Source organism: Streptomyces sp. NPDC002698, from assembly GCF_042888945.1.
Taxonomy (GTDB): Bacteria; Actinomycetota; Actinomycetes; order Streptomycetales; family Streptomycetaceae; genus Streptomyces.
The window spans coordinates 90,030-116,699 of the sequence record NZ_JBIAQM010000009.1; the positions used below are offsets into that span (position 1 = coordinate 90,030).

The following is a 26,670-nucleotide window of genomic DNA, read 5'->3' on the forward strand; positions in this document are numbered from 1 at the left end:
CGCAGCCGGCGGTGCTGCGGGTCAGGGACGGAAGTCGATCGACCATGGACCGGGCTCCCGAAGGAGGTGTTTATCGTCAGGAAGACGACTATGATCGCGGCATGCCCTACGACCCGTCAGCCTTTCCGCCCTTCGCCGTGACCGTGGACCTGGTCGTGCTGACCGTGCGCCGCCATGCCCTGTGCGCGTTGGCGGTACGGCGGGGCGAGCAGCCGTTCCAGGGGCGATGGGCACTGCCCGGGGGCTTCGTACGCACCGACGAGGACCTGGCCCAGGCCGCGGCACGCGAGCTGGCCGAGGAGACGGGCCTGTGCGCCCATGACCCCTCCGTGCCCGCACAGGACAACGGCGCACACCTCGAGCAGCTCGCGACCTACGGCGACCCCAAGCGCGACCCCCGGATGCGTGTGGTCAGCGTCGCGCACCTCGCCCTCGCCCCCGACCTCCCCGCTCCCCGCGCGGGCGGTGACGCGAACAGCGCGCGCTGGGCACCGGTCGAGGAACTGCTGCAGCAGGGCGGGTACGGGCGGGACGGGGAACAGGCGGCGCCACTCGCCTTCGATCACGCGCAGATCCTCTCGGACGGTGTGGAGCGAGCCCGGTCCAAGATCGAGTACTCGTCGCTGGCGACCGCCTTCTGCCCGACCGAGTTCACCGTCGGCGAGCTGCGCCGCGTCTACGAGGCCGTGTGGGGTGTGGTGCTCGACCCGCGCAACTTCCACCGCAAGGTGACCGGTACGCCGGGCTTCCTCGTGCCCACCGGGGGCACGACCACACGCCAGGGCGGCCGCCCCGCCCAGTTGTTCCGCGCGGGCGGCGCCACGCTGCTCAATCCGCCGATGCTGCGTCCCGAGGTCTGAGGGAAGCGGCGGACACGGTTCGGGGCCCACGGGTCTCGGGGTGCGCGCCGACCTGTGAGGCCCGCCGGAAGCGAGCCGCATGGCGCCCGGAAAATCCGAAATGTCGCGCTATCTTGCTGTGAGTGATCCAGGCCATCGGACTGACCAGCAACATGCGCAAGGCGCGTCCGCCCGCCGTCGACGACGTGTCCTTCGAGGTGCGCGCGGGCCACGTCACAGCGCTCGTCGGAGCCCCGGGCGCGGGCAAGACGACGGCGCTGAGGCTCATGCTCGAACTCCAGCAGGGCCGCGGAATCACCTACTTCCGAGGCAGGCCGCTGCATCGGATCGCCCACCCCTCGCGCGAGGTCGGCGTACTCCTGGGCGAGGTGCCGGGCCATCCGGCACGTACGGTCCGCGGCCAGCTCCGCATGTTGTGCGCCGCCGCCGGGGTACCCGTGCGCCGCGCGGACGAAGTCCTCGAAGTGGTCGGGCTCGTCGGTCTGCGGGACGAGAGTCTGGGCACGCTGTCCCGCGGCATGGACCGTCGGCTCGGACTGGCCTGCGCGCTCCTGTCCGACCCGCACGCCCTCGTGCTCGACGGCCCCGCGGACGGCCTGTCCGCCAGGGAAGGCCGATGGCTGCACGGGATTCTGCGCGCCCACGCGACCCGGGGCGGCACGGTGCTCTTCACCACGGACGACCCCAAGGAGGCCGCGCGAACCGCCGACCGGGTCGTCACGCTGGAACAGGGGCGCCTGGTCGCCGATCAGGAGGCCGCGGAGTTCGCCCGTACCCGGCTCCGGCCGCGCGTGGCCGTCCGCAGTCCGCACGCCGCCCGGCTCGGCTCCCTCCTGACCAAGGAAGCCCGCACGGCGCGGCGCTCCGTGGAGGTCGTGCACGAGGAGGGCAACCGGCTCTCGGTGTACGGCAGTACCTGCGCCGACATCGGTGAGACGGCCTTCCGGCACGGCATCCTCGTACACCAACTCGCCGATGAGACAGGGGACATGGGTCCCGCTCCGGCCGCGGCGTCCTCGGACGAGGGCGAGCACCCCGCCGGTGAGCTGGGCCCCGCCGGTGAGCTGGGCCCCGCCGACGAGCCGGGCCCCGCCGATGCGCCGGCCACGGACGGCGTGTCCCCCCTTCCGCCCCCCATCGCCGTACGCCAGGCCCGGAGCCCGCTGCGCCCCCTGCGCTACGAACTGCGCAGGGCCGCCGGTGTCAGCACCGGCTACCTCACCGCCGCCGCCGTTCTCGTCACCTCGGTCCTCCTGTCCGTCCTCCTGGCCAGGATCGGTCACACGCCTCAGCCGCGCCTGCTGGCCGCGTGGCCGCGCGAACTGCCGCTTCCGCCCGCCGCGCTCGGCGCCGGGCTGCTGGGCGCCGTCGCCTTCGGTGAGGAGTTCCGCCATCCCGCCCTGGCCGCGGACCGCGGCACCGTCCCGCGCCGACTGGGACTGCTGACCGCCAAGCTCCTCGTCGCCTCGGCCACCGCGTTGACGCTGGCGTTCCTCACGGTGGGATGCGACCTCGAAATGCTCTACCTCGTCTACGGACGGGAGCTCGCCGGAGTTCCGTCGGACTGGCTCTCGCTGAGCGCGAGTTGGTTCGGCCTCGTGATGGGCTGCGCGTGGGCGGGCGTGCTGGCGGCCGGCATCTTCCGGTCCACCGCCGCCGGGCTCGCGGCGGTCCTCGCCGTGCCGGTCGTCGTCGTACCCCTCGTACAAAAGGTCCTGCGGGGGCCGTCTGTGCGGTCGGCGGCCGGATTCCCGGAGCGGCTTCGGGAACTGGTTCTCGTGCAGTGGCCGTTCGGCGGGGAGCGCTACCTGGCGGCCGGTGTGCGGGTGCTGGCCCAACCCGTGGGCGGAGCACTGCTGTTGTCGCTGACCGCACTGCTCTGCGCGTATCTGCTCACGACCCTGCGGAGTCGAGCCCGATGACGACCGTCCGCACCCTTCCGTTCTCCCTGTGCGCACAACTCCCCGAAGAACGCCCATTTCTTTCCGATAAGGCGTCAATTGCGACGGTGTGAGCGATCACCCTTTCGTGTGCTTTTCACCAAAGACCTCAAGGCAGTTGGAGTAGGCGCCGACAAAAGACCCGTGAGTACCCTTGCGCAGACCATGATGACCGCCGCCCGTTCCTCAGACTCCGGCCTCGCCGGACCGGGCGAACTCGACCGTTACCCCTATACCGACGCGTCCGGTGCCGACCGCGTCGGCCCTCCTGCGTGGGAGAGCGCCGAACCGGAGCTCGGCCGTGTCGGCCGACGCGCCACCGGCAGCCGCGGACGCGGACTGCACGGCCAGCTCGTCCAGCAGCTCGGCCAGATGATCGTCTCCGGAGACCTCGGCGCGGACCGTCCGCTCGTGCCCGAGGAGATCGGCCAGCGGTTCGAGGTCTCCCGGACCGTCGTCCGTGAGTCCCTCCGCGTACTGGAGGCCAAGGGGCTGGTCAGTGCCCGCCCGAACGTCGGCACGCGCGTGCGTCCCGTCAGCGATTGGAACCTCCTCGACCCGGACATCATCGAATGGCGGGCTTTCGGGCCGCAGCGGGACGACCAGCGGCGCGAGCTGAGCGAGCTCCGCTGGACCATCGAGCCGCTCGCCGCGCGCCTCGCGGCCGGACACGGACGTGAGGAGGTCCAGCAGCGGCTCGGCGACATGGTCGAGATCATGGGCCACGCCATGGCGCAGGGTGACTCCCTCACCTTCGCCCGTGCCGACACCGAGTTCCACTCCCTGCTCATCCAGCTCGCGGGCAACCGGATGCTGGAACACCTCTCGGGGATCGTGTCGGCGGCGCTCCAGGTCTCCGGTGGCCCGGTCACCGGCTGCGACCGGCCGAACGAGGCCTCGCTGGGTCACCACGCGCGCATCGTCGACGCCCTCGCGGCGGCCGACGGCGCGGCGTCCGAGACGGCCATGCGGCAGCTCCTCACCGTCCACCCCGAGGTGGAGCGTGTCGTGCCCGCGCCGCGCGAGCACTGATCGCGCGGCGCGGGTGACGCGGTCCGGGGCGCGTGTGCGTCCGTGGCGGCGTCGGACCCGTGAGTCATCACCCGTCGGGATCTCGCCAAATCCTTCGTGGATGAGGTGAGGTCCCGACGGTGCGACCGGTCGGCGGATCATGAACTAACCTGGCTTGATAGGATCTGTCATCTTTTGGGCACTTACGGGGTGTGACTCGGGCCACGCAGATTGGGCGTAACGCTCTTCGGAGCAGCGCGATGACCTAAGAGGTGATAGCCGAGGAAGGAATACAGACGCCGTGTGTGGCGCTGTGCATCTTCCCGGCCCCCGCCCGCGCCGTCGGCCCATCCCCAGTCGGCGGTCGTCGGTTCCTGTCCGCAGTGGACGGGGCCGGAAGCCGTTTTCCAACGTTCCGAGAGGTTGTTCGTGTCGGCCAGCACATCCCGTACGCTCCCGCCGGAGATCGCCGAGTCCGTCTCTGTCATGGCGCTCATCGAGCGGGGAAAGGCTGAGGGGCAGATCGCCGGCGATGACGTGCGTCGGGCCTTCGAAGCTGACCAGATTCCGGCCACTCAGTGGAAGAACGTACTGCGCAGCCTCAACCAGATCCTCGAGGAAGAGGGTGTGACGCTGATGGTCAGTGCCGCGGAGCCCAAGCGCACCCGAAAGAGCGTCGCAGCGAAGAGTCCGGCCAAGCGCACCGCCACCAAGACCGTGGCGGCCAAGACGGTGACTGCCAAGAAGGCCACCGCCACGGCGGCTCCGGCTGCCCTCGCCGACGATTCGGCCGAGGACGCCTCCGCAGGCAAGCCCGCCGCAGCCAAGAAGACGACGGCGAAGAAGGCCGTCGCCAAGAAGACGGTCGCCAAGAAGACGGCGGCCAAGAAGACGAGCGCCAAGAAGGACGACGCCGAGCTCGTCGACGACGAGACGGCCGAGGAGACTCCGGGCAAGCCCGGTGCGGAGGAGCCCGCCGAGGACGGCGCCCAGGGCTTCGTCCTGTCCGACGAGGACGAGGACGACGCGCCCGCGCAGCAGGTCGCCGCCGCCGGTGCCACCGCCGACCCGGTCAAGGACTACCTCAAGCAGATCGGCAAGGTTCCGCTGCTCAACGCCGAGCAGGAGGTCGAGCTCGCCAAGCGCATCGAGGCCGGTCTGTTCGCCGAGGACAAGCTGGCCAACGCCGACAAGCTCGCTCCCAAGCTCAAGCGTGAGCTCGAGATCATCGCCGAGGACGGGCGCCGCGCCAAGAACCACCTTCTGGAGGCCAACCTCCGTCTGGTGGTCTCCCTGGCCAAGCGCTACACCGGTCGCGGCATGCTCTTCCTGGACCTCATCCAGGAGGGCAACCTCGGTCTGATCCGCGCGGTCGAGAAGTTCGACTACACCAAGGGCTACAAGTTCTCCACGTACGCCACCTGGTGGATCCGTCAGGCGATCACCCGCGCCATGGCCGACCAGGCCCGCACCATCCGTATCCCGGTGCACATGGTCGAGGTCATCAACAAGCTCGCGCGCGTCCAGCGCCAGATGCTCCAGGACCTGGGCCGTGAGCCCACCCCGGAGGAGCTGGCCAAGGAACTCGACATGACCCCCGAGAAGGTCATCGAGGTCCAGAAGTACGGCCGTGAGCCCATCTCGCTGCACACGCCGCTGGGCGAGGACGGCGACAGCGAGTTCGGTGACCTCATCGAGGACTCCGAGGCCGTCGTGCCGGCCGACGCGGTCAGCTTCACGCTCCTCCAGGAGCAGCTGCACTCCGTACTCGACACCCTGTCCGAGCGTGAGGCGGGTGTCGTCTCGATGCGCTTCGGTCTCACCGACGGTCAGCCGAAGACGCTCGACGAGATCGGCAAGGTGTACGGCGTGACCCGTGAGCGGATCCGCCAGATCGAGTCGAAGACCATGTCGAAGCTGCGTCACCCGTCGCGTTCCCAGGTGCTGCGCGACTACCTCGACTAGGCCTCGGCCGCACGTCGGCGAGGGCCCGACCTCCTCTGGGGGGTCGGGCCCTCGCCGTATGCGCGGAGTGCGTGCCTTCGCCCGCTGGATCACTCTGGGTGTTCCAAGACCCTCCCAGTGTGAGGAGCGCGCATGCGCCGTCCCTACGCCCCGACCCTGGCCCTTGGGGCCGCCACAGCGGTGATATCACTGACGACCCCCGCCCTGGCGTCCTCTGACAGCGTTGTCATAGGAAGCCGTCCGGTCCAGATCTCCGAGAGCCCTTGGACGGTCGCACTGTCCAGCCGTGACCGGTTCGGGGGTACGCGCGCGGGACAGTTCTGCGGGGGAGTGGTCATCGGCCCGACCACGGTCCTGACCGCGGCCCACTGCCTCGGCGAGGATGTGCTGGGGGCGCCACCGCGCGACGCGGGCGATCTGAAGGTCATCGCCGGACGCGGGGACCTGATGTCCGAGGACGGCAGGGAGATCCCCGTGCGAGACGTCTGGATCAACCCGCACTACGACAGTGATACGAACGCCGGGGACTTCGGCGTACTGACGCTCGCCGAGCCGCTGCCGGCCTCCTCCGTGATCCGTATGGCCGCCTCGGGGGACCGGGCGTACGAGCCGGGGACCGCCGCCGTCGTCTACGGCTGGGGCGACCTGACGGGCGGCGGCGACTACGCGAGCAGCCTGCGCGCCGCCGACGTGCACGTGCTTCCCGACGCCGCGTGCGAGCGGGCCTACCCCGGCGACGAGTCCGGGACCTACGACGCGGCGTCCATGGTCTGCGCGGGAGAGCCGGCGGGCGGCCGTGACGCCTGCCAGGGGGACAGTGGCGGGCCGCTGGTCGCCCGGGGCCGTCTCATCGGTCTGGTGTCCTGGGGGAGCGGCTGTGGGCGCGCGGAGAGCCCTGGTGTCTACACGCGGGTGTCAGAGGCTGTCCAGGCGTTGAACGCGGGCCGCTGAGAGCTCTCGGCGATGCGATACGAGTGCGGGCGGTCACGCCCTGTGTCCAGGGTGTGACCGCCCGCTCACCGGCCTGTCGCCGGTACCCGCTCGTCGTTGATGCGAAGGGTCAGCGATCTTCGTCGTTGACGCTCTCGGGAACGGACGTGAGCCGCTCCGTCTCGTCCTGTATCTCAGCGGCGATCTTCTTGAGTTCCGGCTCGAACTTGCGACCGTGGTGGGCGCAGAAGAGCAGTTCTCCGCCGCTCAGGAGGACGACGCGCAGATATGCCTGGGCGCCGCAACGGTCGCAGCGGTCAGCGGCCGTCAGCGGGCTCGCGGGGGTCAGAACAGTAGTCACGTCGCCTCTTCTCTAGCTCGACGAGCTGTCGTACCAGGGTCAACATCCAACCAGGCCGAAAACGTTCCCGCTCGCGGCTTTTCCTCGAAATTTTCTTTCGAGCCAGCTGTCTGCTGCCGGTTGGCGGCGAATGAGCCGTATTGCGTGTCTTTGTGTCTGTACGGGTTCGCGCTGTCTGTCGGGGGTCGGTCCTCCCGGCTGGATTGCCGGTTGTTCATGAGGACGTGCCCGGAGCCTAAATGGTTCATGCCTCGAAGGGAACGTGATATGTACTTCACTCCATCGAGGGATCGAACACCCATGCGATCCTGGACTAGGGTGAGTTCATGCGAGGGTGGTGCTACAACGGCTCTACCAGGCCTCGGTACCCTCTGAACGGCGACCGAAGCCGGGCCCTTACCCAAAAGGGTCTCCCATGAAATTCAGCGAGGAGCGAACCGCGTGACCGCCGATACGTCCGTGCCGTCCACAGCGCTGCTGACCGGAGCAGAGCGTGACGGTTCCAACTACACCGCGCGGCACCTGCTCGTCCTTGAGGGGCTCGAGGCAGTGCGGAAGCGCCCGGGCATGTACATCGGGTCGACCGACAGCCGTGGCCTGATGCACTGCCTCTGGGAGATCATCGACAACTCCGTGGACGAGGCCCTCGGAGGCTACTGCGACCACATCGATGTGACCCTGCACGACGACGGCTCCGTCGAGGTGCGGGACAACGGCCGCGGCATCCCCGTCGACGTGGAGCCCAAGACCGGTCTCTCCGGCGTCGAGGTCGTCATGACCAAGCTGCACGCCGGCGGAAAGTTCGGCGGCGGCTCGTACGCGGCCTCCGGCGGTCTGCACGGCGTGGGCGCCTCCGTGGTGAACGCGCTCTCCGCCCGTCTGGACGTCGAGGTGGACCGCAGCGGGAACACCCACGCCGTGAGCTTCCGCCGGGGCACCCCGGGAGCCTTCAAGGCCGACGGTCCCGACGCCGCCTTCGACGCGTCGAGCGGGCTGCGCAAGCTCAAGCGGATCCCGAAGACCCGCACCGGCACGCGCGTGCGCTACTGGGCCGACCGCCAGATCTTCCTCAAGGACGCCAAGCTCTCCCTGGAGCACCTCCATCAGCGCGCCCGCCAGACGGCTTTCCTGGTGCCGGGCCTGACCATCGTCGTCCGTGACGAATTCGGGCTGGGCGAGGGCGGCAGCAAGGGCGAGGAGTCGTTCCGCTTCGACGGAGGCATCAGCGAGTTCTGCGAGTTCCTGGCCGCCGACAAGCCGGTCTGCGACGTCCTCCGCTTCTCTGGGCAGGGGACCTTCAAGGAGACCGTCCCGGTCCTCGACGAGCACGGGCAGATGACCCCCACCGAGGTCACGCGTGAGCTGGGCGTCGATGTCGCGATGCGCTGGGGCACCGGATACGACACGACTCTGAAGTCGTTCGTGAACATCATCGCCACGCCCAAGGGCGGCACCCATGTCGCCGGCTTCGAGCAGGCCGTCGCCAAGACGATGAACGAGGTCCTGCGGACCAAGAAGATGCTGCGGGTCGCCGAGGACGACATCGTCAAGGACGACGCGCTGGAGGGCCTCACGGCCGTTGTCACCGTGCGTCTCGCCGAGCCCCAGTTCGAGGGGCAGACGAAGGAGGTCCTCGGCACCTCGGCCGCCCGCCGCATCGTGACGAACGTGGTCACCAAGGAACTCAAGGCGTTCCTGACCTCCGCCAAGCGGGACGAGGCCGCGCAGGCGCGGGTCGTCATGGAGAAGGCCGTCGCCGCCGCCCGCACGAGGATCGCGGCCCGGCAGCACAAGGACGCGCAGCGCCGCAAGACGGCCCTGGAGTCCTCCTCGCTGCCCGCCAAGCTCGCCGACTGCCGCAGTGACGACGTCGAGCGCAGCGAGCTGTTCATCGTCGAGGGCGACTCCGCGCTCGGTACGGCGAAGCTGGCCCGGAACTCCGAGTTCCAGGCACTGCTGCCGATCCGGGGCAAGATCCTCAACGTTCAGAAGGCGTCCGTGACGGACATGCTGAAGAACGCCGAGTGCGGTGCGATCATCCAGGTCATAGGGGCCGGCTCCGGGCGGACCTTCGACATCGACGCCGCGCGCTACGGGAAGATCATTCTCCTCGTCGACGCCGATGTCGACGGCGCGCACATCCGGATTCTGCTGTTGACGCTGTTCCAGCGCTACATGCGGCCCATGGTCGAGGCGGGGCGGGTGTTCGCGGCGGTTCCGCCGCTGCACCGGATCGAGCTCAGCCAGCCCAAGAAGGGGCAGGACAAGTACATCTACACGTACTCGGACCGTGAGCTGCGGGAGACCGTGCTGGAGCTACAGCGCAAGGGTGTGCGCTACAAGGACTCGATCCAGCGGTACAAGGGTCTCGGTGAGATGGACGCCGATCAGCTGGCCGAGACGACGATGGACCCGCGGTTCCGGACGCTGCGTCGGATCAACATCTCCGACCTGGAGGCGTCCGAGCAGGTGTTCGACCTGCTGATGGGGAACGACGTGGCACCGCGCAAGGAGTTCATCTCCAGCTCTGCCGCGACGCTGGACCGGTCGCGTATCGACGCGTAGCCCTCCGGGCGTATTCCGGGCGGGTCCGCTGGGTGGATGGGGGCCGTGCCGGTACATCCGCCCGTCGCCGTCGGATCGGATGCGGGCTTCGCAGGGAGCCACAGCTCGGTCCGGACGTGGGCGACGGGCATGTGATGTATCGGCACGGCCCTCCCGCGCGTCGCCGCCGCGGGTGCATCGTGGGTTCCGAGGCACCCCGGCCGCTCTTTCGGCCGCGGGGGAAGATTTCAGCCCCTCCGGCGTTTGAGGAGCGGGATCCGGGGCTGAGCCCCAGGTGCGGGACGGGTAGGGGCGGAGGGGCGAACCAAGCTTTTAGGTCCCCTGGGTCCGGGCTCGGGCCGCCGGTCGGGGCACTGTACGGGTGGGATCCACCCGTGGGTGGAGAGACGCGGGAGCGGGGGATCCACCCACGATCCACCCGGGCGCCGATCTCCCGGGGGCTCGATCTCCGTAGCGTCGATGGGGTCGGCAGCGCTCGCTGCGGACACCCGCTTCTCGCTCACGGAGGCCGCGCATGTCCGGGCTCATGAATGCCGTGGTGATCTTCGCTGTCACCGCGGTGGTGATCGCGCGCCAGTTCAGCGCGCGCCGGATCAGCTCGGACCGGCGCTGGTGGGTCGTGCCCGCCGTTCTCGCCGTCATGGCGATGTGCGAGCCCGGCGTGATCGACCCGCATCACCAGATCGAGGCGTCCCTCCTGCTCGGCACGGAACTGGTGACGGCGCTGGCCGTCGGAGCAGGATGGGCGTGGACGACGCGGATATGGACCGAGCCGGACGGCGTCGTGTGGAGCAGGAGCACCAGGGCCGCCGGAGCCGTCTGGGGCGTGGGCGTCTGTCTGCGGCTGGGTCTGTTCGGCATAGGTGCCCGGCTCGGTGTGCACCAGAACTCCTCCGCCCTGATGCTCGGCCTGGCGGCCACCCTGCTGGTCCGCTCCGGGCTCCTGATCCGGCGGGCGCAGTCCCTGCGGCCGACGGTGACCGGGCAGGGCCCGGCGTACGGTGACGGGGTCGGCCGCGTCCTGAGGAAGGAGCGCCTGTGACGGACAACGCCTGGACGCACTGGCCCTCTCGTGAGGCACTGTCCCGCGTGGGCGTGCACAAGGCCCGCCGTGTGTTCTCCCGGGTCACGCGCGCCATCGTCCTCGGCATGCTCGTCGCCACGACACTCACGAACCCGGAGCTCGGCGGCTGGGCGCTCGCCGGAGGCATCACGGGGATCGCGGTGTGCGGGTTCCTCGCCTGGGGCTTCTGGCGGACCACACTGGAACACCGTCTGCTGCCGTCCCTGGTACTGCTCGCTCTGCTCCTGGCGGTCGCGGCCGCGGGACACAGCGCGGGCTTCCGGACTCCGGCGCTCGTCCTGCTGTGCGGGATTGCTGTCGCCGCCATCGAACGGCTGCCCCTCGCGGCGGCCCTCCCGGCCATGGCGGTGGCGCTGAGCGCTTACGCGGCGTTCGACAACGACGCCTGGCTGACCACCGCGGCCACCACCGTGGGCCTGGCGCTCGCGGGATACGTCCTGCGCCTCGACGCGGAAGCACGGGCGAGTGCCCAGCGGCTGCTGGCCCAGGAACGCGTGGCGCGCGCGGCCGGGGCGGAGACCGCGGCCCTCGCGGAGCGAGCGCGGATAGCCAGGGAGATCCACGACGTCCTGGCCCACAGCCTGTCCGCGCAGCTCGTGCATCTGGAGGCGGCGAGGCTGCTCATCGAGAGAGGAGCGGACCGGGAGATCATCCTCGAACGGGTCGTGGCGGCGCGGGGAATGGCCCGTGAGGGGCTTTCGGAGACCCGGCAGGCACTCTCCGCACTCCGGGGTGAGACGTCTCCGCTGGAGGACTTCCTCGGCGAACTCGTGGCGACCGCCGACCGCGCCGGTGTCACGGTGACCGGGGAGCGTCAGCCGCTGCCGGCGGAAGCCTCCCAGGCGGTGCGCCGAGTCGCCCAGGAGGCTCTGACGAACGTACGCAAACACGCTCCGGGAGCCGAAATCCACATCCGGCTGGACTACGGCGAGCACGAAGTGACGCTGGATGTAAGGGATTCGGGTGGAAAACCGGGCGAACTCAGCGGTTCGGGGGCCGGGTACGGTCTGCTGGGCATGCGGGAGCGCGCGGAGCTGCTCGGCGGCTCGCTGGACGCGGGACCGGGCGAGGAGGGGTTCGTGGTGACGTTGAAGGTGCCGGTATGACGGAGCGGGCGGAGGGCAGGGCACCGGCGCGGGTCGTGGTCGCGGACGATCAGACGGTCGTGCGCGAGGGCATCGTGATGCTGCTGGGACTGCTGCCCGGGATCGAGGTCGTCGGAGCGGCCCGTGACGGGGCCGAGGCGGTGGATCTGGTGGCCGAACTCGCCCCGGACGTCGTGCTGATGGATCTACGCATGCCTCGCTGCGACGGGGTCGAGGCGACCCGGCGCATCCGTGCCGAGCATCCCGGGACCCAGGTCGTCGTGCTCACGACGTTCGCGGACGACGAGTCGCTGTTCCCCGCGCTGCGCGCCGGAGCCCGCGGCTATCTGACCAAGGACGCGGGAGGCGACGAGATCGTGCGGGCCGTGGAGAGTGTGCTCTCCGGGGACGCGGGGCTTTCGCCGAGCATCCAACGACGGCTGCTGGAGCGGCTGTCGGACCCGGAACCGGAGCCCGGCCCGCCTCCGGAGGCCCCGGACGGGCTCACCTCGCGCGAGACGGAGGTGCTCCTGCTCATCGCCGAGGGCCTCAGCAACCACGAGATCGCCCGCAGGCTCCATGTGTCCACGGCCACCGTGAAGACCCACATCAACAATCTCTTCGCCAAGGCAGGTCTCAAAGACCGTGCTCAAGCAGTCCGTTACGCCTATGGCAAAGGTCTCGTACGGCCGCCCGCGGGATGAAGTCACCTGATGGGGTGAAGAGCGCGGAGACAGGAGTCAGGGAGCCCTCCGATCTGCACATCCTTGGGTACGCGGCAGCAACAGGTCGCGGACAAGGAGAGTTCGGTGGACAAGCACGACGGCGGCGACACGGGGGAGGTCCGGTTCGACGACCCCTGGTACGACGCGCTCGCTTCCGGCTGGGGCGAGTTGGACGGTACGGGCGCGCTCGCTCCCGCCGTGCCGGCCGCTCGTTCGGAGCACCAAGGACGACCGGGCGGGACCGCCCTCGTCTACCTGGAGGTGCAGCGCAGTGCCGCCTTCCAGGAAGTACGCGGCCGGTACCGCAGGTTCGTGATTCCGGCCGTCGCCGTCTTCTTCCCCTGGTACGTGGGTTATGTGGTGACCGCGACCACCGCGCCGGGGTTCATGGCGCGGCCCGTCGTCGGTGTCGTGAACGTGGCACTGCTCGCGGGACTCGGACAGTTCCTCACGACATTCCTGCTCGCCTGGGCGTACGCGCGGCACGCGCGGCTGCGCCGTGACCGGGCCGCGCTGGAACTGCGCTGGAACACCCAGGAGATGACGCGGAACGCCAGGAGTGGTGAGCGGTGAGCGGCCACCATCAGACCCTGGCCCTGCTCCTGTTCAGCGCGTTCGTCGCGGTGACACTGGGGATCACGACATGGGTGAGCCGCCACCGGCACGGTTCGGCCGAAGAGTTCTACGCGGGCGGGCGGCTGTTCTCGCCGATGGAAAATGGATTTGCCCTCTCCGGGGACTACATGTCGGCTGCTTCCTTCCTCGGTGTCACGGGACTCATCTCCCTGTACGGCTACGACGGTCTGCTGTACGCCGTGGGATTCCTGGTGGCCTGGCTGGTCGTTCTCTTCCTCGTCGCCGAACTGGTGCGCAACTGCGGCCGGTTCACGCTCGCCGACGTCGTCGCGGCCCGGATGGACGAACGGCCGGTGCGGGTCGCGGCCGGAACGTCCTCGGTGGTGGTGTCCGTTCTGTATCTGGTGGCGCAGATGGTGGGCGCGGGCAGCCTGGTCTCGCTGCTGCTGGGAGGCACGAGTGACGCGGCGCGCAACTGGACGGTGATCGGTGTCGGCGCGCTCATGGTGATCTATGTGTCGATGGGAGGGATGCGGGCGACGACCTGGATCCAGATCGTCAAGGCGGTTCTGCTCATCGGCGGGGCCATCGTTCTCACCGTGCTGGTCCTGATGCGGTTCCACGGGAACATCAACGAACTGCTGCGCACGGCCGCGGGGCGCAGCGGCCATGGCCAGGCCTTTCTCGCACCCGGGCTGAAATACGGCGGTGACTGGACGGCACGCTTCGACTTCATGAGCCTCGGGCTCGCACTCGTGCTCGGCACCGCCGGGTTGCCGCACATCCTGTCGCGCTTCTACACCGTGCCCACCGCGCGAGCCGCCCGGCGCTCGGTGCTGTGGTCGATCGGGCTCATCGGCGGCTTCTACCTGATGTCGATCGTGCTGGGCTTCGCTGCCGCTGCCGTCGTCGGTCCCGAGGCGGTGCGCGGATCGAACGCCGCGGGGAACACCGCCGTTCCGCTGCTGGCCCTGGATCTGGGCGGTGGGGCCAACTCCACAGGAGGAACAGTCCTGTTCGCGGTCGTCGCCGCCATCGCCTTCGCCACCATTCTCGCGGTCGTCGCAGGAGTCACCCTCGCGTCCTCGGCGGCCGTGGCCCACGACTTGTACGCCTCGTCGCGCCGCCGCCGCGCCAAGCCGCACGGCGAGGTCGCGGTGGCGCGTGCCGCGTCGGTCGGCATCGGCGTGATCGCCATCGGCCTGAGCCTCCTCGCCCGTGACCTCAACGTGGCCTTCCTGGTCGGGCTCGCCTTCGCCGTCGCCGCGTCCGCGAACCTACCGGTGCTGCTGTTCTCCTTGTTCTGGCGGTCCTTCACGACGCGTGGCGCCGTGTGGGCCGTCTACGGCGGCCTGGTGCCCGCGGTGGTGCTCGTGCTGCTGTCGCCGGTGGTGTCGGGCAGTCCCGAATCGCTCTTCCCGGGCGTGGACTTCCAGTACTTCCCGCTTCAGAATCCGGGCCTCGTCTCGATCCCCCTGGGCTTCGTCGCCGGCTGGCTCGGCACCGTCACCTCGGCGGAGCCGCCGGACGAGGCCAAGCACGCCGAGATCGAGGTCCGCGCGCTCACGGGCGCCGGGGCCGTCTGAGGGCCGAGAGCGACCGCCCCGGGACGGCATGATCCAGACGGCATCCAGCTGTCGGGGGAGTGCCGGCTCAGGGCGTCACCCATGCGTAGCGGTGTTCCGGGCGCCCTGTGTCGCCGTATTTGAGGGAGAGCCGCAGCCGCCCCGCCTGTTCCAGGTGCCGCAGATAGCGCTGGGCGGTGGATCGGCTCAGGCCGGTCTCGGCGGCCACCTCGTGGGCCGACAGCGGCTGGCTCGCCTGGTGCAGCACATCGCAGATCAGGTCCGTGGTCGGCTCCGAGTGGCCGCTGGGGAGTCCGGGGGAGGACGGCGCGGGTGCGGTGCGCAGGGCCCCGAAGATCCGGTCGACCTGCTCCTGACCCGTCACACCGCGGCCGCCCACCCGGTCGACGGTACGGCGCAGGGCGGCGTAGGAGTCGAGGCGTGTGCGCAGGGCGGTGAACGTGAACGGTTTGATCAGGTAGTGCAGGGCACCCAGGCGCATCGCCGCCCGTACGGTGGCCACATCGCCGGCCGCGGTGATCATGATGACGTCGGTGCCGTGACCGTTCTCCCGCATCCGGTGGACGAGTTCGAGTCCCGTCCTGTCCGGCAGATAGTGGTCGAGCAGCACCAGATCGACGGGAGCGCGCTCGATCGCGGCCAGAGCCTGGGCGGCACTGTGCGCGCGGGCGGCCACCCGGAACCCGGGAACCTTGCTCACGTACTTCGCGTTGATCTCGGCGACGCGGAAGTCGTCGTCCACGACCAGGACGTCAATCATCGGGCCTCTTTCTCTCAAGGCCTGGGCGTATGGTGCGCCCGTGTTTCGGCTCCGCTGTTGTAGCGCGAGCAAAATGAGCACAACAGACCCTTGCGAGCAGAAGAACGCCTTGCGCCCACAAGACTGATGCTGTGGCCCGCACCACATCTACCGTCCCGGGCCATGAGCACAGACACCAGCCCCGCCATCGAGCTGCGGGGCGCGAGCAAGATCTTCAAGACCCCGTCGGGGGGTTTGCACACAGCCGTCAGGGACCTTGACCTGACCGTCGGCCGTGGCGAGTTCGTCGCGGTGGTCGGACCGACCGGCTGCGGGAAGTCCACGACGCTGACCCTGGTCAGCGGTCTTGAGGAGCCCACCGAGGGCGAGGTCCTGGTCGCCGGGGAGCCGGTCGCAGGCGTCGGGGACAAGGTCGGTTTCGTCTTCCAGCAGGACGCGACCTTTCCCTGGCGCACGGTCCTGTCCAACGTGATGGCCGGGCCCCGGTTCCGTGGCGTGCCCAAGGTCGAGGCGAGGGAACGCGCCAGGGAGTGGCTCGCCAGGGTCGGGCTCGCGGCCTTCGAGGACCGCTATCCGCACCAGCTCTCCGGTGGTCAGCGCAAGCGCGTCGCCCTCGCCGCCACCTTCGTCAACGACCCCGAGATCCTGCTGATGGACGAGCCGTTCTCCGCGCTCGACGTGCAGACCAGGGCGCTGATGTCCGACGAACTGCTCGAGCTGTGGGCAGGCACGGGCGCCTCGGTCGTCTTCGTCACCCACGACCTGGAGGAGTCCATCGCGCTCGCCGACAAGGTCGTCGTGATGACCGCGGGTCCGGCCACCGTGAAGCAGGTCTTCGACATCGATCTGCCGCGGCCGCGCAAGGTCGAATCGGTGCGCCTGGAGCCGCGGTTCATCGAGATCTACCGCGAGATCTGGGAGTCCCTCGGCGAAGAGGTCCGCATCACCCGTGAAAGGGGCGCCGCTGATGTCGCCTGACGTTCTCAGCGCTCCGGCCGTCGAAACGGCCAGGACTCCGGGCCGCGCGCACACCCGCGCCCGCGCCGCCCGCAGGCGCAGGATCGTGGTGGGCGCCGCCCGGGTGCTGCTCCTGGTGGCCGTGCTCGGCCTGTGGGAGGTCCTCTCACGGGCCGAGGTCATCGACCCGTTCAACTTCTCGATGCCCTCGAAGATCTGGGAACAGATCCAGACCTGGGTGATGCACGGGACCGCGCTCGGTTCTCTCGGCGAGCAGATCTGGTACACGCTTCACGAGGCGCTGCTCGGCTGGGTCATCGGTGTGGTCGCCGGTGTGCTCCTCGGTATCGCCCTGGGGCGTATCACCTTGCTCGCAGACATCCTTGGTCCGTACATCAAGGTGCTCAACTCCATACCTCGGATCGTCCTCGCGCCCATCTTCGTGATCTGGTTCGGGCTCGGACCCGCCTCCAAGGTCGCCTCGGCCGTGGTGCTCGTGTTCTTCCCGGTGTTCTTCAACGCCTTCCAGGGCGCCCGGGAGGTCGACCGGAACCTGGTGGCCAACGCCCGGATCCTGGGAGCGAGCGACCGCAGGGTGACGCTGCAGGTCGTCATACCGTCCGCCACCTCGTGGATCTTCACCAGCCTCCATGTCAGCTTCGGCTTCGCGCTCATCGGCGCGATCGTCGGCGAGTACATCGGCGCCACCAAGGGCATCGGCCTGCTCGTCGCCCAGTCGCAGGGCACCTTCAACGCGGCGGGGGTGTACGCGGCGATGGTCATCCTCGCCGTCGTCGCTCTGCTCGCCGAAGGACTGCTGACGTTCGGTGAACGCCGCATCTTCCGCTGGAAGCCGTCGGAATCCGACCGCTGACCTCACCCCGGCAAGCGCGTACGACCAATTCCTCGCACACGTACGAGGCCGCCCGTACGCACGATCCGCCCTCACCCGTACGCACGCACGGCCTGCCCTCCACTCACAAGGACGTGAACCACCATGCGCAAGACCGCCAGATACTCCGCGCTGGCAGCCGCCGGTCTCCTCGCTCTCTCCTCGCTCACCGCCTGCGCCAATGACGCGGCGAGCACGACGGCCGACTCCGGCAGCGGCGGGGGTGGTGGCAAGGGGGAGCACGTCAAGATCATGGTCGGTGGGCTGGACAAGGTCATCTACCTGCCGGCGATGCTCACTCAGAGGCTCGGCTACTTCGAGGACGCCGGTCTGAACGTCGAGCTCCTCAGCGAGCCGGCCGGTGTCCAGGCCGAGACCGCCCTCGTGTCAGGACAGGTGCAGGGAGCCGTCGGCTTCTACGACCACACGCTCGACCTGCAGACCAAGGGCAAGGCGGTGGAGTCCGTCGTGCAGTTCTCGCACGCTCCCGGTGAGGTCGAGATCGTCTCCGCCAAGCGTGCGGGCGACATCACTTCACCCAAGGACTTCAAGGGCAGGAAGCTCGGTGTCACCGGACTCGGTTCCTCGACCGACTTCCTCACGAAGTACCTCGCGGTCAAGAACGGTGTGCCGGTCAGCGAGTTCACGCCGGTCGCCGTCGGTGCCGGCCCGACGTTCGTCTCCGCTCTCCAGCAGGGCGCCATCGACGGCGGCATGACGACGGATCCCACCGTCGCCACGGTCATGGAGAAGAAGCTCGGCAAGGTACTCATCGACATGCGCACGCCCGAGGGCTCCCAGAAGGCGCTCGGCGGGCCGTACCCGTCGTCAAGTCTGTACATGCAGACGGACTGGGTCAACGGTCACAAGGAGACGGTCCAGAAGCTCGCGAACGCCTTCGTGAAGACCCTCCGGTGGATGGCCGGGCACAGCGCCTCCGAGATCGCCGCCAAGATGCCCGCCGACTACTCGCAGGGCGACCAGACGCTGTACGCCGGGGCGATCGAGAGCACGCTGCCGATGTTCACCGAGGACGGGGTGATGCCCGAGAACGGTCCCGAGACCGTCGAGAAGGTCCTCAAGGCGTTCAACCCGAACATCAGGAACGCCGACGTGGACCTGGGCAAGACGTACACCACGGAGTTCGTGAAGAAGGCCACCGGCTGACCGCCCGCCGTCGATGACACGCCGAGCCGCCCCGTCGCCCGTACGACCGTGCTCCCCCGCCGGTCGTACGGGCGGCGGGGCGGCCGTACGACCGCTTCGTCGGGGGTGTCCTCAGGTGCGGGTGGCCCAGGCGTAGCGGTGCTCCGGGCGGCCCGCGTCGCCGTATCGGAGGGTCAGACGAGCCTTCCCCGTACGCTCCAGGAGCTTCAGATAGCGCTGTGCGGTCTGCCGGCTCAGTCCGGTCTCCTCCGCGACCTCCTGGGCCGACAGCGAGCCCTCCGCGTTCAACAGGGCCCGCCGTACGAGTTCGGCCGTCGGCGGGGAGTGACCCTTGGGCAGGTCGGGCACGAAGCCTGCCGAGAGGGGCCCGAAGATCAGGTCCACATCGGACTGCTCGGCCGTACCGCCGCGGTCGAGCGTGCGTCGCAGATCCGCGTACGTCTCCAGTTTGGCGCGCAGCCCGGCGAACGAGAACGGCTTGACCAGGTACTGGAGTACGCCCTGCCGCAACGCCGCCCGGACGGTCACGAGGTCACGCGCGGCGGTCACCATGATCACATCGATCTGATGCCCGCGTCGGCGCATCTCCTGGACGACCGCGAGACCTGTCTCGTCCGGCAGGTGATGGTCCATGAGGACCAGGTCCGGGCGCGGAAGCTCCTCCACGCGGCGCAGCGCCTCGGCCGCGTTGTACGCCTGCCCCGCGACACGGAATCCCGGCACCCTCTCCACGTAGGCGGCGTTGACGCGGGCGACCCGCGTGTCGTCGTCCACGACCAGGACCTGGATCATCACGACTCCCCGTAGGGGTACCCGGTGCTCCGGTCGGTCCCGGTGTTCCCGGCACTCCAGGTGTTCCCGGTGTTCCCGGTGTTCCCGGTGTTTTCGGTGGCGTCCTTCTGTGTGAGCGACGGGTCGGTCAGCGCCTCCGGCAGGACGACGATGAACTCGGCGCCGCCGCCGTCCGCGTCGGTCACCTCCGCGCTGCCGCCCTGCCGCTCGGCGAGGCGCCGCACCAGCGAGAGGCCGATTCCACGCTTGCCGTGTGCGGGCGGCTGCTTGGTGCTCCAGCCGTCCGTGAAGATCAGCTCCCGCCGCTCCTCAGGGATGCCGGGCCCGGTGTCCCGTATCCGCAGCACGGCGGTCCGTCCCTCGGCGCGCAATTCGACCTCCACGCGCGCGTGCGGCGTGCCCGCGACGGCGTCGAGCGCGTTGTCGACCAGGTTGCCGACGACGGTGACGAGCCCGCGCGGGTCGACCAGCCGGTCCGGCAGCAGCGTCCGGTCCGAGACCCACAGTGCCACTCCGCGCTCGGTCGCCACGGTCGCCTTGCCGACCAGAAGGGCGGCGAGCAGCGGATCGTGGATCTTCTCGGTGACCTGTTCCGAGGTGACCCTGTGGTCGCCGACCACCTCCCCGATGAACTCCACGGCGTCGTCGTACATCTCCAGTTCGAGCAGCCCCAGGAGCGTGTGCATTCGGTTGGCGTGCTCATGGTCCTGTGCGCGCAAAGCGTCGATCAGGCCGTGCGTGGAGTCGAGCTCACGGCCGAGTTGCTCCAGTTCGGTCCGGTCGCGCAAGGTGGCGACAGCTCCGCCGTCCTCGGTGGGCATCCTGTTGGCGACCAGGACGCGCTGGCCGCGGACGGTGAGCAGGTCCGTGCCGGTGACGCGTCCCGCCAGCACATCCGTCGTACGGCCCGGACCGAGCGCGTCGTCGAGCGGCCGGCCGATGGCCTCGGCGCCGACCCCGAGGAGCCGCTGCGCCTCGTCGTTCAGAAGGCGTACACGACTGCCGCGGTCCAGGGCGACCACGCCCTCCCGGATGCCGTGCAGCATCGCCTCGCGTTCCGCCAGCAGCGCCGCGATGTCGGAGAAGGCCAGGTCACGGGTCTGTCTCTGGACCCTGCGGGAGATCAGATACGCGGCCAGCGCGCCGACGGCCATGGCTCCGCCCGCGTACGCGAACAGTCCCGGGATCGCGTCGATCAGCCGGGCCCGCACACTGTCGTACTTGATACCCACCGACACCGCGCCGACGATCCGGTCGCCGGCGTCGCGCAGCGGCACCTTGCCCCGTGCGGACCGCCCCAGGGTTCCGGTGTCGATCTCCATGACATCCCTGCCGGCCAGGGCCTGCTGCGGGCTCGTCGAGACCGGTCTGCCGATCTGGGCGGGGGACCTGTGCGACCAGCGGATGCCTCGCATGTCCATCACGACGACGTACTCGGCACCGCTCGCCTTCCGTATCCGCTCGGCCTCGGCCTGCACGGGGCCGGTCCTGGAGGGGGCCGTCCGCTGGAGGTCCACGGCGATCTGCGGCTGGGCGGCCGTGGTCTGCGCGATCGCGAGAGCGCGCCGCATGGCCTCGTCGTCCAGCTGTGCGCTCAGCGGGGCCAGGAACAGCCCGGTGGCGAGTACCGCGACCCCCACCGCGATCGCGATCTGCATCAGCAGCACCTGGGCGAACACCCGCCGCGGCAGACCGAGGCGCAGTCGTCGTGCGAGGGGAGTGGGGCTCATGGCCACGACGGTACGGGGGAGTGCGCACCCCTCCGAAGGGGGTGTGGTGTGGATCTCTTGATCAATGGATGATGCGGCTGTCGGTCCGGCGCAGCGCAGCGGGTCGGGCGGTGGGGGCCTGATACGACCTCTGGTCGGTCCGTGCGTCGTACCCCGGCCCCGTCGATCTCGCGGGCCCGGGCCGTCAGCAGGCCACGGCGACAGCCGTCTCCTCCAGCTGCCGCACAGCCACCACGTCCATCCGCGCCGGTGAACCGAGTGCCGAGCCGCAGCTCTCCGGGCGCGGCGGCAGAGAGGCGCCCCGCGCGACCACGACCCGCCACAGGCGGCCGTCGGAGTGGGCGACGGTCACCTCCCAGCGCGGCGCGGTGCCGTCCGTGCGGATCACCGTCAGGACATCGGCGGCGTGCTCCCCCGACGCCGTCCGTACGGCCAGCTCGGCCGCCTGGCCGGGGCGTTCCCAGGCGGAGTTCCCGCGACACCCCTCGGTGACGACCCGGCCCTCCCGGACGCCCTGGAGGATCTCCTTGACGGCATGGGCCTCAACACGGCCGTACGCGTACCCGTACGGCAGGATCAGCACGGTGGGGGAGAAGCGATGACCTCCCAGATGAGTCACCTCCCAGGTGCCGCCGACGCCGGAAGCGGCCAGTTCCGCCGCCAGCGGGCGTCCGAGCAGGGCGCAGCAGCGGTCGCGCTTGCCGTTGGTGCAGACGAGGGCCAGCGGATCGCCGGTGTGGGGCCGTCCTTGGAGAACCTCTTCGAAGGAGCGCGGATCGCCCGCGCCGAGCGCGGCGAAGTCGAGGCCGAGCAAGTGTCCGGGGTCGTGCGTCGTGGCGCTGTGCAGCCACGCGTTTCCCGGGGTGGTGTGGGCCACGTACACATGCCGTTCGGCGGGAGAGCCGCAGTCGGCATGGCGCCCGGGACGCCGGATCAGGGCGATCCGTACCCCCGTGCCCTGTGCGGCCGCTTCGAGGGCGCGGCCGACCGCGGGATCCAGGTGGCTCGAAGTGAGCGCCTTGGCACCCCAGGGGCCGGGCTGCTCGATGAGCAGCCATGTCCTCGCAGTGGCCGCGGTCCCGGAAATGGGCTCGTCGAACTGCCGCGACGCGGTCGTGCACGTACTCACAGAGGTGAGCCTAACCTGACTTCGCCCGGGGTGACTTCCCGCCGTCCACAGGGGGCGCGCCAGGGGTGGTCCGGGCGCATGGTGGGGCGTACGGAAGCGCGGGGCGGGATGCAGCGCTTGGAGAGCGCGCACAGGTCCTCTCCGCGCGCCGGGCGCGCGCCGTCTAGCTCCGGCGGGGGAGTGGCTGAGGCGGCCGCTCGCCCACGTAGTGGCCGCTCGGCCGCATGCGCAACGGGCGCTCCGCGTACTCCTCCAGGGTGTGGGCGATCCAGCCGGCCGTCCGGGCGACAGCGAAGATCGTCTCTCCCGCGGAGGCCGGCATCCCGGACGAGACGGTGAGGACGGCCAGCGCCAGATCGACATTGGCGTGCAGAGGGGCGTGCCGGGCCGTGGTGGTCACCACGTCATGGGCCGCCTCGAGTGCGGGTGCCGCGCCGGGCATCTCTTCCAGGAGGGCGAACAGGGCACGCGCGCGTGGGTCTTCGCCGGGGTAGAGCCGATGGCCGAGCCCGGGGACACGGCGCCCTGCGCGCAGTTCGTCGGCGACCACGGGAGCCGCGGTGCCCTGGTCCAGGACGTCCAGCAGCAGTCGGTGCGCGAGCCCGCTGGCCGCCCCGTGGAGGGGCCCTTCGAGGACGCCGAGGCCCGCCGACACGGCCGCGTACGCGTGGGCGCGGGCCGATGCCGCGACCCGGACCGCCAGCGTCGAGGCCGCCAGGTCGTGGTCGACGAGCAGCCCGAGTGCCGTGTCCAGCACCCGCACTGACGCGTCGTCGGGTTCGCGCCCGCTGAGCCGTGCCCACAGCCGACGGGCCAGCGGACCTTCGTCGCGGTGGTCGTGCCGCACGGTCGGAAGCGCGGCGACGAGGGTGGGAATGAGGGTGCGTCCGGTGCCGAGCACGGCGTTCTCGGAGAGGTCGAAGCGCAGCGGGTCGGCGGCCGCCGCGGCGATCGCCGCGACGCGCAGCCAGTCGGTCGGGCCGCTGTGCTCGGGCAGCGCTTCGACGCCGCGCCGGGCGGCGGTCACGGCTGCCTCCGGAGCCGTGAACGTGACGCCGGGGCGCAGCTCACCGGTCCACAGCCATTCGGCGATCTCCTCGTAGGAGTACCGTGCGGCCAGTTCCGTCGCGTCGACACCCCGGAAGTAGTACCGGTCCTTGTCGATCAACGTGATGCGGGTGCGGACGGAGAGCTCGCCGCCACCGCTCGAAATGCCGCCGCCCTCCCGTCTGTTGCGCCGCGCGAGGGCCTCGACCTCCTTGGCGTCGAACGTGCTCCCGCGCCCTCCCGGCTCCCGCCTGCTGCTGAGCTGACCCCGGCTCACATACGCGTACACGGTCTCCGGCTTCACGCCGAGCAGCTCGGCGGTCTCCTTGGTGCTGAGCCGCCGGCCTTCGTGCGCAGGTGCTGCCGCTTCTCGATCCCTCATGAGCGCCACCGTATCTGTGGATCGGTATATTGATTGGATCAATATTGACAGTTATAGAGTCAAGCATGGACAGTCGAATCAAGTCCAGGGAGGAAACATGCCGATCAACCAAGCCGCGTCCACCTCTGCCGTCGTACCTGCCGACGTTCCGCGAGGTCTCGCCGGCGTCGTCGTCACCGACACCGAACTGGGTGACGTGAGGGGGTTGGAGGGCTTCTACCACTACCGCCAGTACTCGGCCGTCGACCTCGCGCAGGCGTGCGGCTTCGAGGAGGTCTGGCACCTGTTGGCCCACGGCGAGCTGCCCGACGAGGCCCGCCGTGCCGCCTTCACCGCGCGGACCGCGCGGCTGCGCAGGCTGCCGGACGACGTGCGCGACGCGCTGCCCGCGATCGCGGCGGCGACCGGACCGTCGGGCCCCCTCGCCGGGCTGCGTACCGCGTTGTCGCTGCTCGGGGCCTCCCTGGGGTTCCGGCCGGTGTACGACATCGACGCCGGGCGACGCCGCGACGACGGCCTCGCGGCGACGGCGGCCGTGCCCACACTGCTCACCGCGCTGTACCGGATCGGGCGGGGGCTGGACCCGGTGGAGCCGCGCGAGGACCTGGGGTACGCCGCCAACTACCTGTACATGTTGACGGGTTCGGAGCCGGACGCCGCCCGCGCTCGAGCGGTCGAGCAATACCTCATCTCAACCATTGACCATGGATTCAATGCATCAACGTTCACGGCACGGGTGATCGCTTCCACCGGCGCGGATGTGGCGGCCTGCCTCGTGGGCGCGGTCGGGGCTCTCTCCGGTCCTCTCCACGGAGGCGCTCCCAGCCGTGCGCTGGACACCCTCGACGCGATCGGGACGCCCGACCGCATCGACCCCTGGATCCGCGAACGCGTCCTCGCCGGCGAGCGCATCATGGGCTTCGGGCACCCCGTCTACCGTACGGAGGACCCGCGCTCGCAGATGCTCCGAGGGATGGCTCAGGAGTTCGGTGGCCCGCTCGTGGAGTTCGCGGTCGAGGTGGAGCGACAGGTGGAGGCGATCCTGGCCGAACTCAAGCCGGGCCGCGAGCTGCACACCAACGTGGAGTTCTACGCCGGTGTGGTCATGGAACTCTGCGGGCTGCCCCGAGAGATGTTCACACCCACCTTCGCCGCCGCCCGCGTGGTCGGCTGGAGCGCGAACATCATGGAGCAGTCGGAAGACTCGAAGATCATCCGCCCGGCGGCTCGCTATGTGGGTCCGGTTCCGCCGGTGAAGGTCCCCGCTCGCCGCTGACCCGCCCGGTTCGGCCGCCTTGGACGAACCGGGCCCGGCACCGGGTCGGTGCCGGGCCGGGGCGGCTTCCGCAGCGGAACCGCGGCCGCTACACGGGAGGAATGTCGTCCTTGGCCCGGACGAGAGTCTCGCGTGTGATGACCACGATCCGCTCGTCGTCGGCTCGGGCGGCGTCGGGCGGGAGCTCTCGCTCGAGCTCGCTGGTGGCCTCGCGCCCGATGACGGCGAAGCTGCCGTCGCTGAGCTCGAAGATGTCGGGACAGGACTGGCCAGTTGCGCTGCCTCGTGCACGGGGTGAGGCACCGATGCGACGGAGGACGGTCGTCATTGTCTCGGCCTTTCGTGCGGTGACCCTGAGGTCAGATGTGGATCGTCCCGTGGCCGCCCGTCAGGGTCGGGGCGGTTCACGGAACGGGGCTACCGAGGGCAAAGCGAAACGCATGGCGAGGGGGCCGCGCACCGGTACCGCGTGATGAATGCGTCGTTCGGCCTATGCGTCAGGAATATCCGCCTTGGCGTGAATAAGGGTTTGGCGGGAGACCACGACGATTCTTTCGTAGTCTGCCCGGGATGCGTCGGATGGAAGTTCGGCGTCCAGTTTCTCGGTCACATCGGTTCCGATCACAGCGAACGTTCCGTCGGACAGTTCGAAAATGTCTGGGCAATTGGCACCGGTCACACTTCCTCGCAGGCTCGGAGGAGTGCCAATCCGACGGATGATGTGGCTCACTGTTCTGGATTCCCTTTGATCTCGAGGTTGGATTGCGTCTGCGCGCTTGCTGCGCGGCGCGATGCGGCCCTGTGGGGCTGCGACCTCGGACCGGGCGGCGGAGAGCTACGGTGTGGTGGGGGTCGACCCAATACGTGATTGCGCAGTAGTCAATCGTGTTGGCATCTGGGGAAACGCGCCGGTTTACAGGTTCGTTATCGCCCAGCCGTGTGATCTGCCCGCAAGGGTGGCGCAGGTGGAGGAGTCCGCGCCGGAGCGAAGCAGGTGGAAAGCGCTACTCGCTCGGTGGTTCACCCACCACCCACCACTCGTCCGTGTCTGTTTCCTCCAGTTGTGCGAGGAGATCTTCGACCATGAGTCCGATTTGCGCCTCGTCCGATGTGCTGATGAGCGTTGCCCTGTGGGGACGCGTCGCGTACCAGTACTCCCTGAAGATCGGGTTCTGCAGCATCCCGCGGGCAAAGCCGAAGAAGTCGTCCCGGGTCATGTTGCCCATGCGGTAGTAGCAGAGCGCGTTGGTGTACAGGGCGTTGGTGAAGAGGAACTGGCGCTGTTTTCTCGGGGAGACGGTCCCCTCGTACGCGTCCAGGACCTCCGCCAGCTCGGGATCGTCCATGGCCTTGCTCAGCAGCTCCCAGTGGAGTCGCTGCTGGTGCGCGAGATTGGCCTGTCGCTGGGTCTGGGCGGCCTGCTCCAGCAGTTCGATCCGCGCGTGCAGCGCGTCAAGCGTGGATCGCTGCGCGGCGAGGGTGACGGCGGCCCCCGTCAACAGGCCGACCGCCGCCGCGGCGGCGGCGCGCAACCCACGAACCTTGACTTTCAGTGTGGCCATGTCAACCCCCGAATCAGGCGACCGTCCGCCGGTCGTCGGTTGTGGGGCGACAGGGAGCGGACCGGCGAGCGGTGGGCGGCGCGCTTGCCGTCTCCCAGTGTTGCCGAGCGGCTCTGATCGGCGGGGAGGCGGAGAGGAGGCGCACGGAGGGATGTGCGGGTCTCATCCACCGGCGCCATGTCCAACGTGTGCCCCGCGAGCGCCGCTAACAATCGTTCACTTCGGGGCGATTCCCCCCACTCGTATGCTGGGTCGGCATTCATTCCCCGTGTGAGCGCCGGTCCCGCG

The 26,670-nt window shown here is 69.6% G+C and carries 24 protein-coding genes; 15 read left to right on the plus strand and 9 right to left on the minus strand.

The features are described from left to right. Positions 1-101 precede the first annotated feature (101 nt). The 5 genes from ACFYW9_RS15640 to ACFYW9_RS15660 all read left to right on the plus strand — a co-directional run bounded on the left by ACFYW9_RS15640 (position 102) and on the right by ACFYW9_RS15660 (position 6,727). Positions 102-860, plus strand: coding sequence for an NUDIX hydrolase (locus tag ACFYW9_RS15640; protein ID WP_261707644.1), 759 nt, complete (start codon positions 102-104; stop codon positions 858-860). Between the two features lie 122 nt (positions 861-982). Next, positions 983-2,782 (plus strand): ATP-binding cassette domain-containing protein, encoded by a 1,800-nt coding sequence (locus ACFYW9_RS15645; protein ID WP_389149806.1) that lies wholly within the window; start codon positions 983-985, stop codon positions 2,780-2,782. A 162-nt stretch (positions 2,783-2,944) separates the two neighbouring features. After that, positions 2,945-3,832 (plus strand): FadR/GntR family transcriptional regulator, encoded by an 888-nt coding sequence (locus tag ACFYW9_RS15650; protein ID WP_389149810.1) that lies wholly within the window; start codon positions 2,945-2,947, stop codon positions 3,830-3,832. A 408-nt stretch (positions 3,833-4,240) separates the two neighbouring features. Next, complete coding sequence (locus ACFYW9_RS15655) at positions 4,241-5,776, plus strand: RNA polymerase sigma factor (protein WP_351868201.1); 1,536 nt, start codon at positions 4,241-4,243, stop codon at positions 5,774-5,776. 132 nt (positions 5,777-5,908) lie between these two features. After that, positions 5,909-6,727: a S1 family serine peptidase gene (locus tag ACFYW9_RS15660; protein WP_389149815.1), complete on the plus strand. Its 819-nt coding sequence runs from the start codon at positions 5,909-5,911 to the stop codon at positions 6,725-6,727. A 109-nt stretch (positions 6,728-6,836) separates the two neighbouring features. Here the strand turns inward: ACFYW9_RS15660 and ACFYW9_RS15665 are convergent, their stop codons facing one another. After that, entirely contained in the window at positions 6,837-7,067 is a 231-nt protein-coding gene (locus ACFYW9_RS15665) for a hypothetical protein (RefSeq protein ID WP_103549626.1), read from the minus strand. 441 nt (positions 7,068-7,508) lie between these two features. On the opposite strand from ACFYW9_RS15665, the gene ACFYW9_RS15670 reads away from it, so the two are divergent. From ACFYW9_RS15670 to ACFYW9_RS15695, 6 genes are all read left to right on the plus strand, one after another. Then, positions 7,509-9,632, plus strand: a complete 2,124-nt coding sequence (locus ACFYW9_RS15670; RefSeq protein WP_389149818.1) for a type IIA DNA topoisomerase subunit B — start codon at positions 7,509-7,511, stop codon at positions 9,630-9,632. Between the two features lie 514 nt (positions 9,633-10,146). Next, positions 10,147-10,674: a DUF1453 domain-containing protein gene (locus ACFYW9_RS15675; protein WP_389149821.1), complete on the plus strand. Its 528-nt coding sequence runs from the start codon at positions 10,147-10,149 to the stop codon at positions 10,672-10,674. After that, positions 10,671-11,822: a sensor histidine kinase gene (locus ACFYW9_RS15680; RefSeq protein ID WP_389149824.1), complete on the plus strand. Its 1,152-nt coding sequence runs from the start codon at positions 10,671-10,673 to the stop codon at positions 11,820-11,822. Before ACFYW9_RS15675 ends, ACFYW9_RS15680 begins: the two co-directional genes overlap by 4 nt. Next, a complete protein-coding gene (locus tag ACFYW9_RS15685) occupies positions 11,819-12,505 on the plus strand; it encodes a response regulator (protein ID WP_389149828.1) in 687 nt (228 codons plus the stop codon). The genes ACFYW9_RS15680 and ACFYW9_RS15685 overlap by 4 nt, the downstream gene beginning before the upstream one ends. 105 nt (positions 12,506-12,610) lie before the next feature. After that, positions 12,611-13,099, plus strand: coding sequence for a DUF485 domain-containing protein (locus tag ACFYW9_RS15690; protein WP_351868218.1), 489 nt, complete (start codon positions 12,611-12,613; stop codon positions 13,097-13,099). Continuing rightward, on the plus strand, positions 13,096-14,688 hold the full coding sequence (locus tag ACFYW9_RS15695; protein ID WP_389149832.1) for a cation acetate symporter: 1,593 nt from the start codon (positions 13,096-13,098) through the stop codon (positions 14,686-14,688). The genes ACFYW9_RS15690 and ACFYW9_RS15695 overlap by 4 nt, the downstream gene beginning before the upstream one ends. Before the next feature lie 67 nt (positions 14,689-14,755). Here ACFYW9_RS15695 and ACFYW9_RS15700 read toward each other — a convergent pair whose 3' ends face one another. Continuing rightward, positions 14,756-15,448: a response regulator gene (locus tag ACFYW9_RS15700; RefSeq protein ID WP_389149835.1), complete on the minus strand. Its 693-nt coding sequence runs from the start codon at positions 15,446-15,448 to the stop codon at positions 14,756-14,758. 162 nt (positions 15,449-15,610) lie between these two features. Here ACFYW9_RS15700 and ACFYW9_RS15705 point away from each other — a divergent pair, with 162 nt between their 5' ends. The 3 genes from ACFYW9_RS15705 to ACFYW9_RS15715 all read left to right on the plus strand — a co-directional run bounded on the left by ACFYW9_RS15705 (position 15,611) and on the right by ACFYW9_RS15715 (position 18,464). After that, positions 15,611-16,426, plus strand: coding sequence for an ABC transporter ATP-binding protein (locus ACFYW9_RS15705; protein WP_389149839.1), 816 nt, complete (start codon positions 15,611-15,613; stop codon positions 16,424-16,426). Then, entirely contained in the window at positions 16,416-17,279 is an 864-nt protein-coding gene (locus tag ACFYW9_RS15710; RefSeq protein ID WP_389149842.1) for an ABC transporter permease, read from the plus strand. Before ACFYW9_RS15705 ends, ACFYW9_RS15710 begins: the two co-directional genes overlap by 11 nt. 123 nt (positions 17,280-17,402) lie before the next feature. Then, positions 17,403-18,464, plus strand: a complete 1,062-nt coding sequence (locus ACFYW9_RS15715) for an ABC transporter substrate-binding protein (RefSeq protein WP_389149845.1) — start codon at positions 17,403-17,405, stop codon at positions 18,462-18,464. Between the two features lie 111 nt (positions 18,465-18,575). Here the strand turns inward: ACFYW9_RS15715 and ACFYW9_RS15720 are convergent, their stop codons facing one another. The 4 genes from ACFYW9_RS15720 to ACFYW9_RS15735 all read right to left on the minus strand — a co-directional run bounded on the left by ACFYW9_RS15720 (position 18,576) and on the right by ACFYW9_RS15735 (position 23,544). Continuing rightward, positions 18,576-19,256, minus strand: coding sequence for a response regulator (locus ACFYW9_RS15720; RefSeq protein ID WP_389149848.1), 681 nt, complete (start codon positions 19,254-19,256; stop codon positions 18,576-18,578). Further along, positions 19,256-20,986 (minus strand): ATP-binding protein, encoded by a 1,731-nt coding sequence (locus ACFYW9_RS15725; RefSeq protein WP_389149851.1) that lies wholly within the window; start codon positions 20,984-20,986, stop codon positions 19,256-19,258. Before ACFYW9_RS15725 ends, ACFYW9_RS15720 begins: the two co-directional genes overlap by 1 nt. A 184-nt stretch (positions 20,987-21,170) precedes the next feature. After that, positions 21,171-22,115 carry a sucrase ferredoxin gene (locus tag ACFYW9_RS15730; RefSeq protein WP_389149854.1) on the minus strand — a complete coding sequence of 315 codons (945 nt, stop codon included), beginning with the start codon at positions 22,113-22,115 and terminating at the stop codon, positions 21,171-21,173. 163 nt (positions 22,116-22,278) lie between these two features. After that, positions 22,279-23,544: a citrate synthase gene (locus ACFYW9_RS15735; RefSeq protein ID WP_389149857.1), complete on the minus strand. Its 1,266-nt coding sequence runs from the start codon at positions 23,542-23,544 to the stop codon at positions 22,279-22,281. Positions 23,545-23,641: 97 nt separating this feature from the next. On the opposite strand from ACFYW9_RS15735, the gene ACFYW9_RS15740 reads away from it, so the two are divergent. Then, positions 23,642-24,820, plus strand: a complete 1,179-nt coding sequence (locus ACFYW9_RS15740; protein ID WP_389149860.1) for a citrate synthase — start codon at positions 23,642-23,644, stop codon at positions 24,818-24,820. Positions 24,821-24,908: 88 nt separating this feature from the next. Here ACFYW9_RS15740 and ACFYW9_RS15745 read toward each other — a convergent pair whose 3' ends face one another. From ACFYW9_RS15745 to ACFYW9_RS15755, 3 genes are all read right to left on the minus strand, one after another. Then, a complete protein-coding gene (locus ACFYW9_RS15745; protein ID WP_351868245.1) occupies positions 24,909-25,148 on the minus strand; it encodes a hypothetical protein in 240 nt (79 codons plus the stop codon). A gap of 162 nt (positions 25,149-25,310) precedes the next feature. After that, positions 25,311-25,550 (minus strand): hypothetical protein, encoded by a 240-nt coding sequence (locus tag ACFYW9_RS15750; protein ID WP_351868247.1) that lies wholly within the window; start codon positions 25,548-25,550, stop codon positions 25,311-25,313. Positions 25,551-25,824: 274 nt separating this feature from the next. Continuing rightward, the gene (locus ACFYW9_RS15755) at positions 25,825-26,382 is read right to left on the minus strand and encodes a DUF6082 family protein (RefSeq protein ID WP_351868249.1); all 558 of its coding nucleotides are present in this window, start codon (positions 26,380-26,382) and stop codon (positions 25,825-25,827) included. Positions 26,383-26,670: the final 288 nt, after the last annotated feature.

What these genes read in the sequence shown, in the direction of transcription:
- ACFYW9_RS15640 (WP_261707644.1), top strand. Translation starts at nt 102, where the DNA reads ATGCCCTACGACCCGTCAGCCTTTCCGCCCTTCGCCGTGACCGTGGAC.
- ACFYW9_RS15660 (WP_389149815.1), top strand. Translation starts at nt 5,909, where the DNA reads ATGCGCCGTCCCTACGCCCCGACCCTGGCCCTTGGGGCCGCCACAGCG.
- ACFYW9_RS15675 (WP_389149821.1), top strand. Translation starts at nt 10,147, where the DNA reads ATGTCCGGGCTCATGAATGCCGTGGTGATCTTCGCTGTCACCGCGGTG.
- ACFYW9_RS15685 (WP_389149828.1), top strand. Translation starts at nt 11,819, where the DNA reads ATGACGGAGCGGGCGGAGGGCAGGGCACCGGCGCGGGTCGTGGTCGCG.
- ACFYW9_RS15700 (WP_389149835.1), bottom strand. Translation starts at nt 15,448, where the DNA reads ATGATTGACGTCCTGGTCGTGGACGACGACTTCCGCGTCGCCGAGATC.
- ACFYW9_RS15705 (WP_389149839.1), top strand. Translation starts at nt 15,611, where the DNA reads ATGAGCACAGACACCAGCCCCGCCATCGAGCTGCGGGGCGCGAGCAAG.
- ACFYW9_RS15710 (WP_389149842.1), top strand. Translation starts at nt 16,416, where the DNA reads ATGTCGCCTGACGTTCTCAGCGCTCCGGCCGTCGAAACGGCCAGGACT.
- ACFYW9_RS15715 (WP_389149845.1), top strand. Translation starts at nt 17,403, where the DNA reads ATGCGCAAGACCGCCAGATACTCCGCGCTGGCAGCCGCCGGTCTCCTC.
- ACFYW9_RS15720 (WP_389149848.1), bottom strand. Translation starts at nt 19,256, where the DNA reads ATGATCCAGGTCCTGGTCGTGGACGACGACACGCGGGTCGCCCGCGTC.
- ACFYW9_RS15725 (WP_389149851.1), bottom strand. Translation starts at nt 20,986, where the DNA reads ATGAGCCCCACTCCCCTCGCACGACGACTGCGCCTCGGTCTGCCGCGG.
- ACFYW9_RS15735 (WP_389149857.1), bottom strand. Translation starts at nt 23,544, where the DNA reads ATGAGGGATCGAGAAGCGGCAGCACCTGCGCACGAAGGCCGGCGGCTC.
- ACFYW9_RS15740 (WP_389149860.1), top strand. Translation starts at nt 23,642, where the DNA reads ATGCCGATCAACCAAGCCGCGTCCACCTCTGCCGTCGTACCTGCCGAC.
- ACFYW9_RS15745 (WP_351868245.1), bottom strand. Translation starts at nt 25,148, where the DNA reads ATGACGACCGTCCTCCGTCGCATCGGTGCCTCACCCCGTGCACGAGGC.
- ACFYW9_RS15755 (WP_351868249.1), bottom strand. Translation starts at nt 26,382, where the DNA reads ATGGCCACACTGAAAGTCAAGGTTCGTGGGTTGCGCGCCGCCGCCGCG.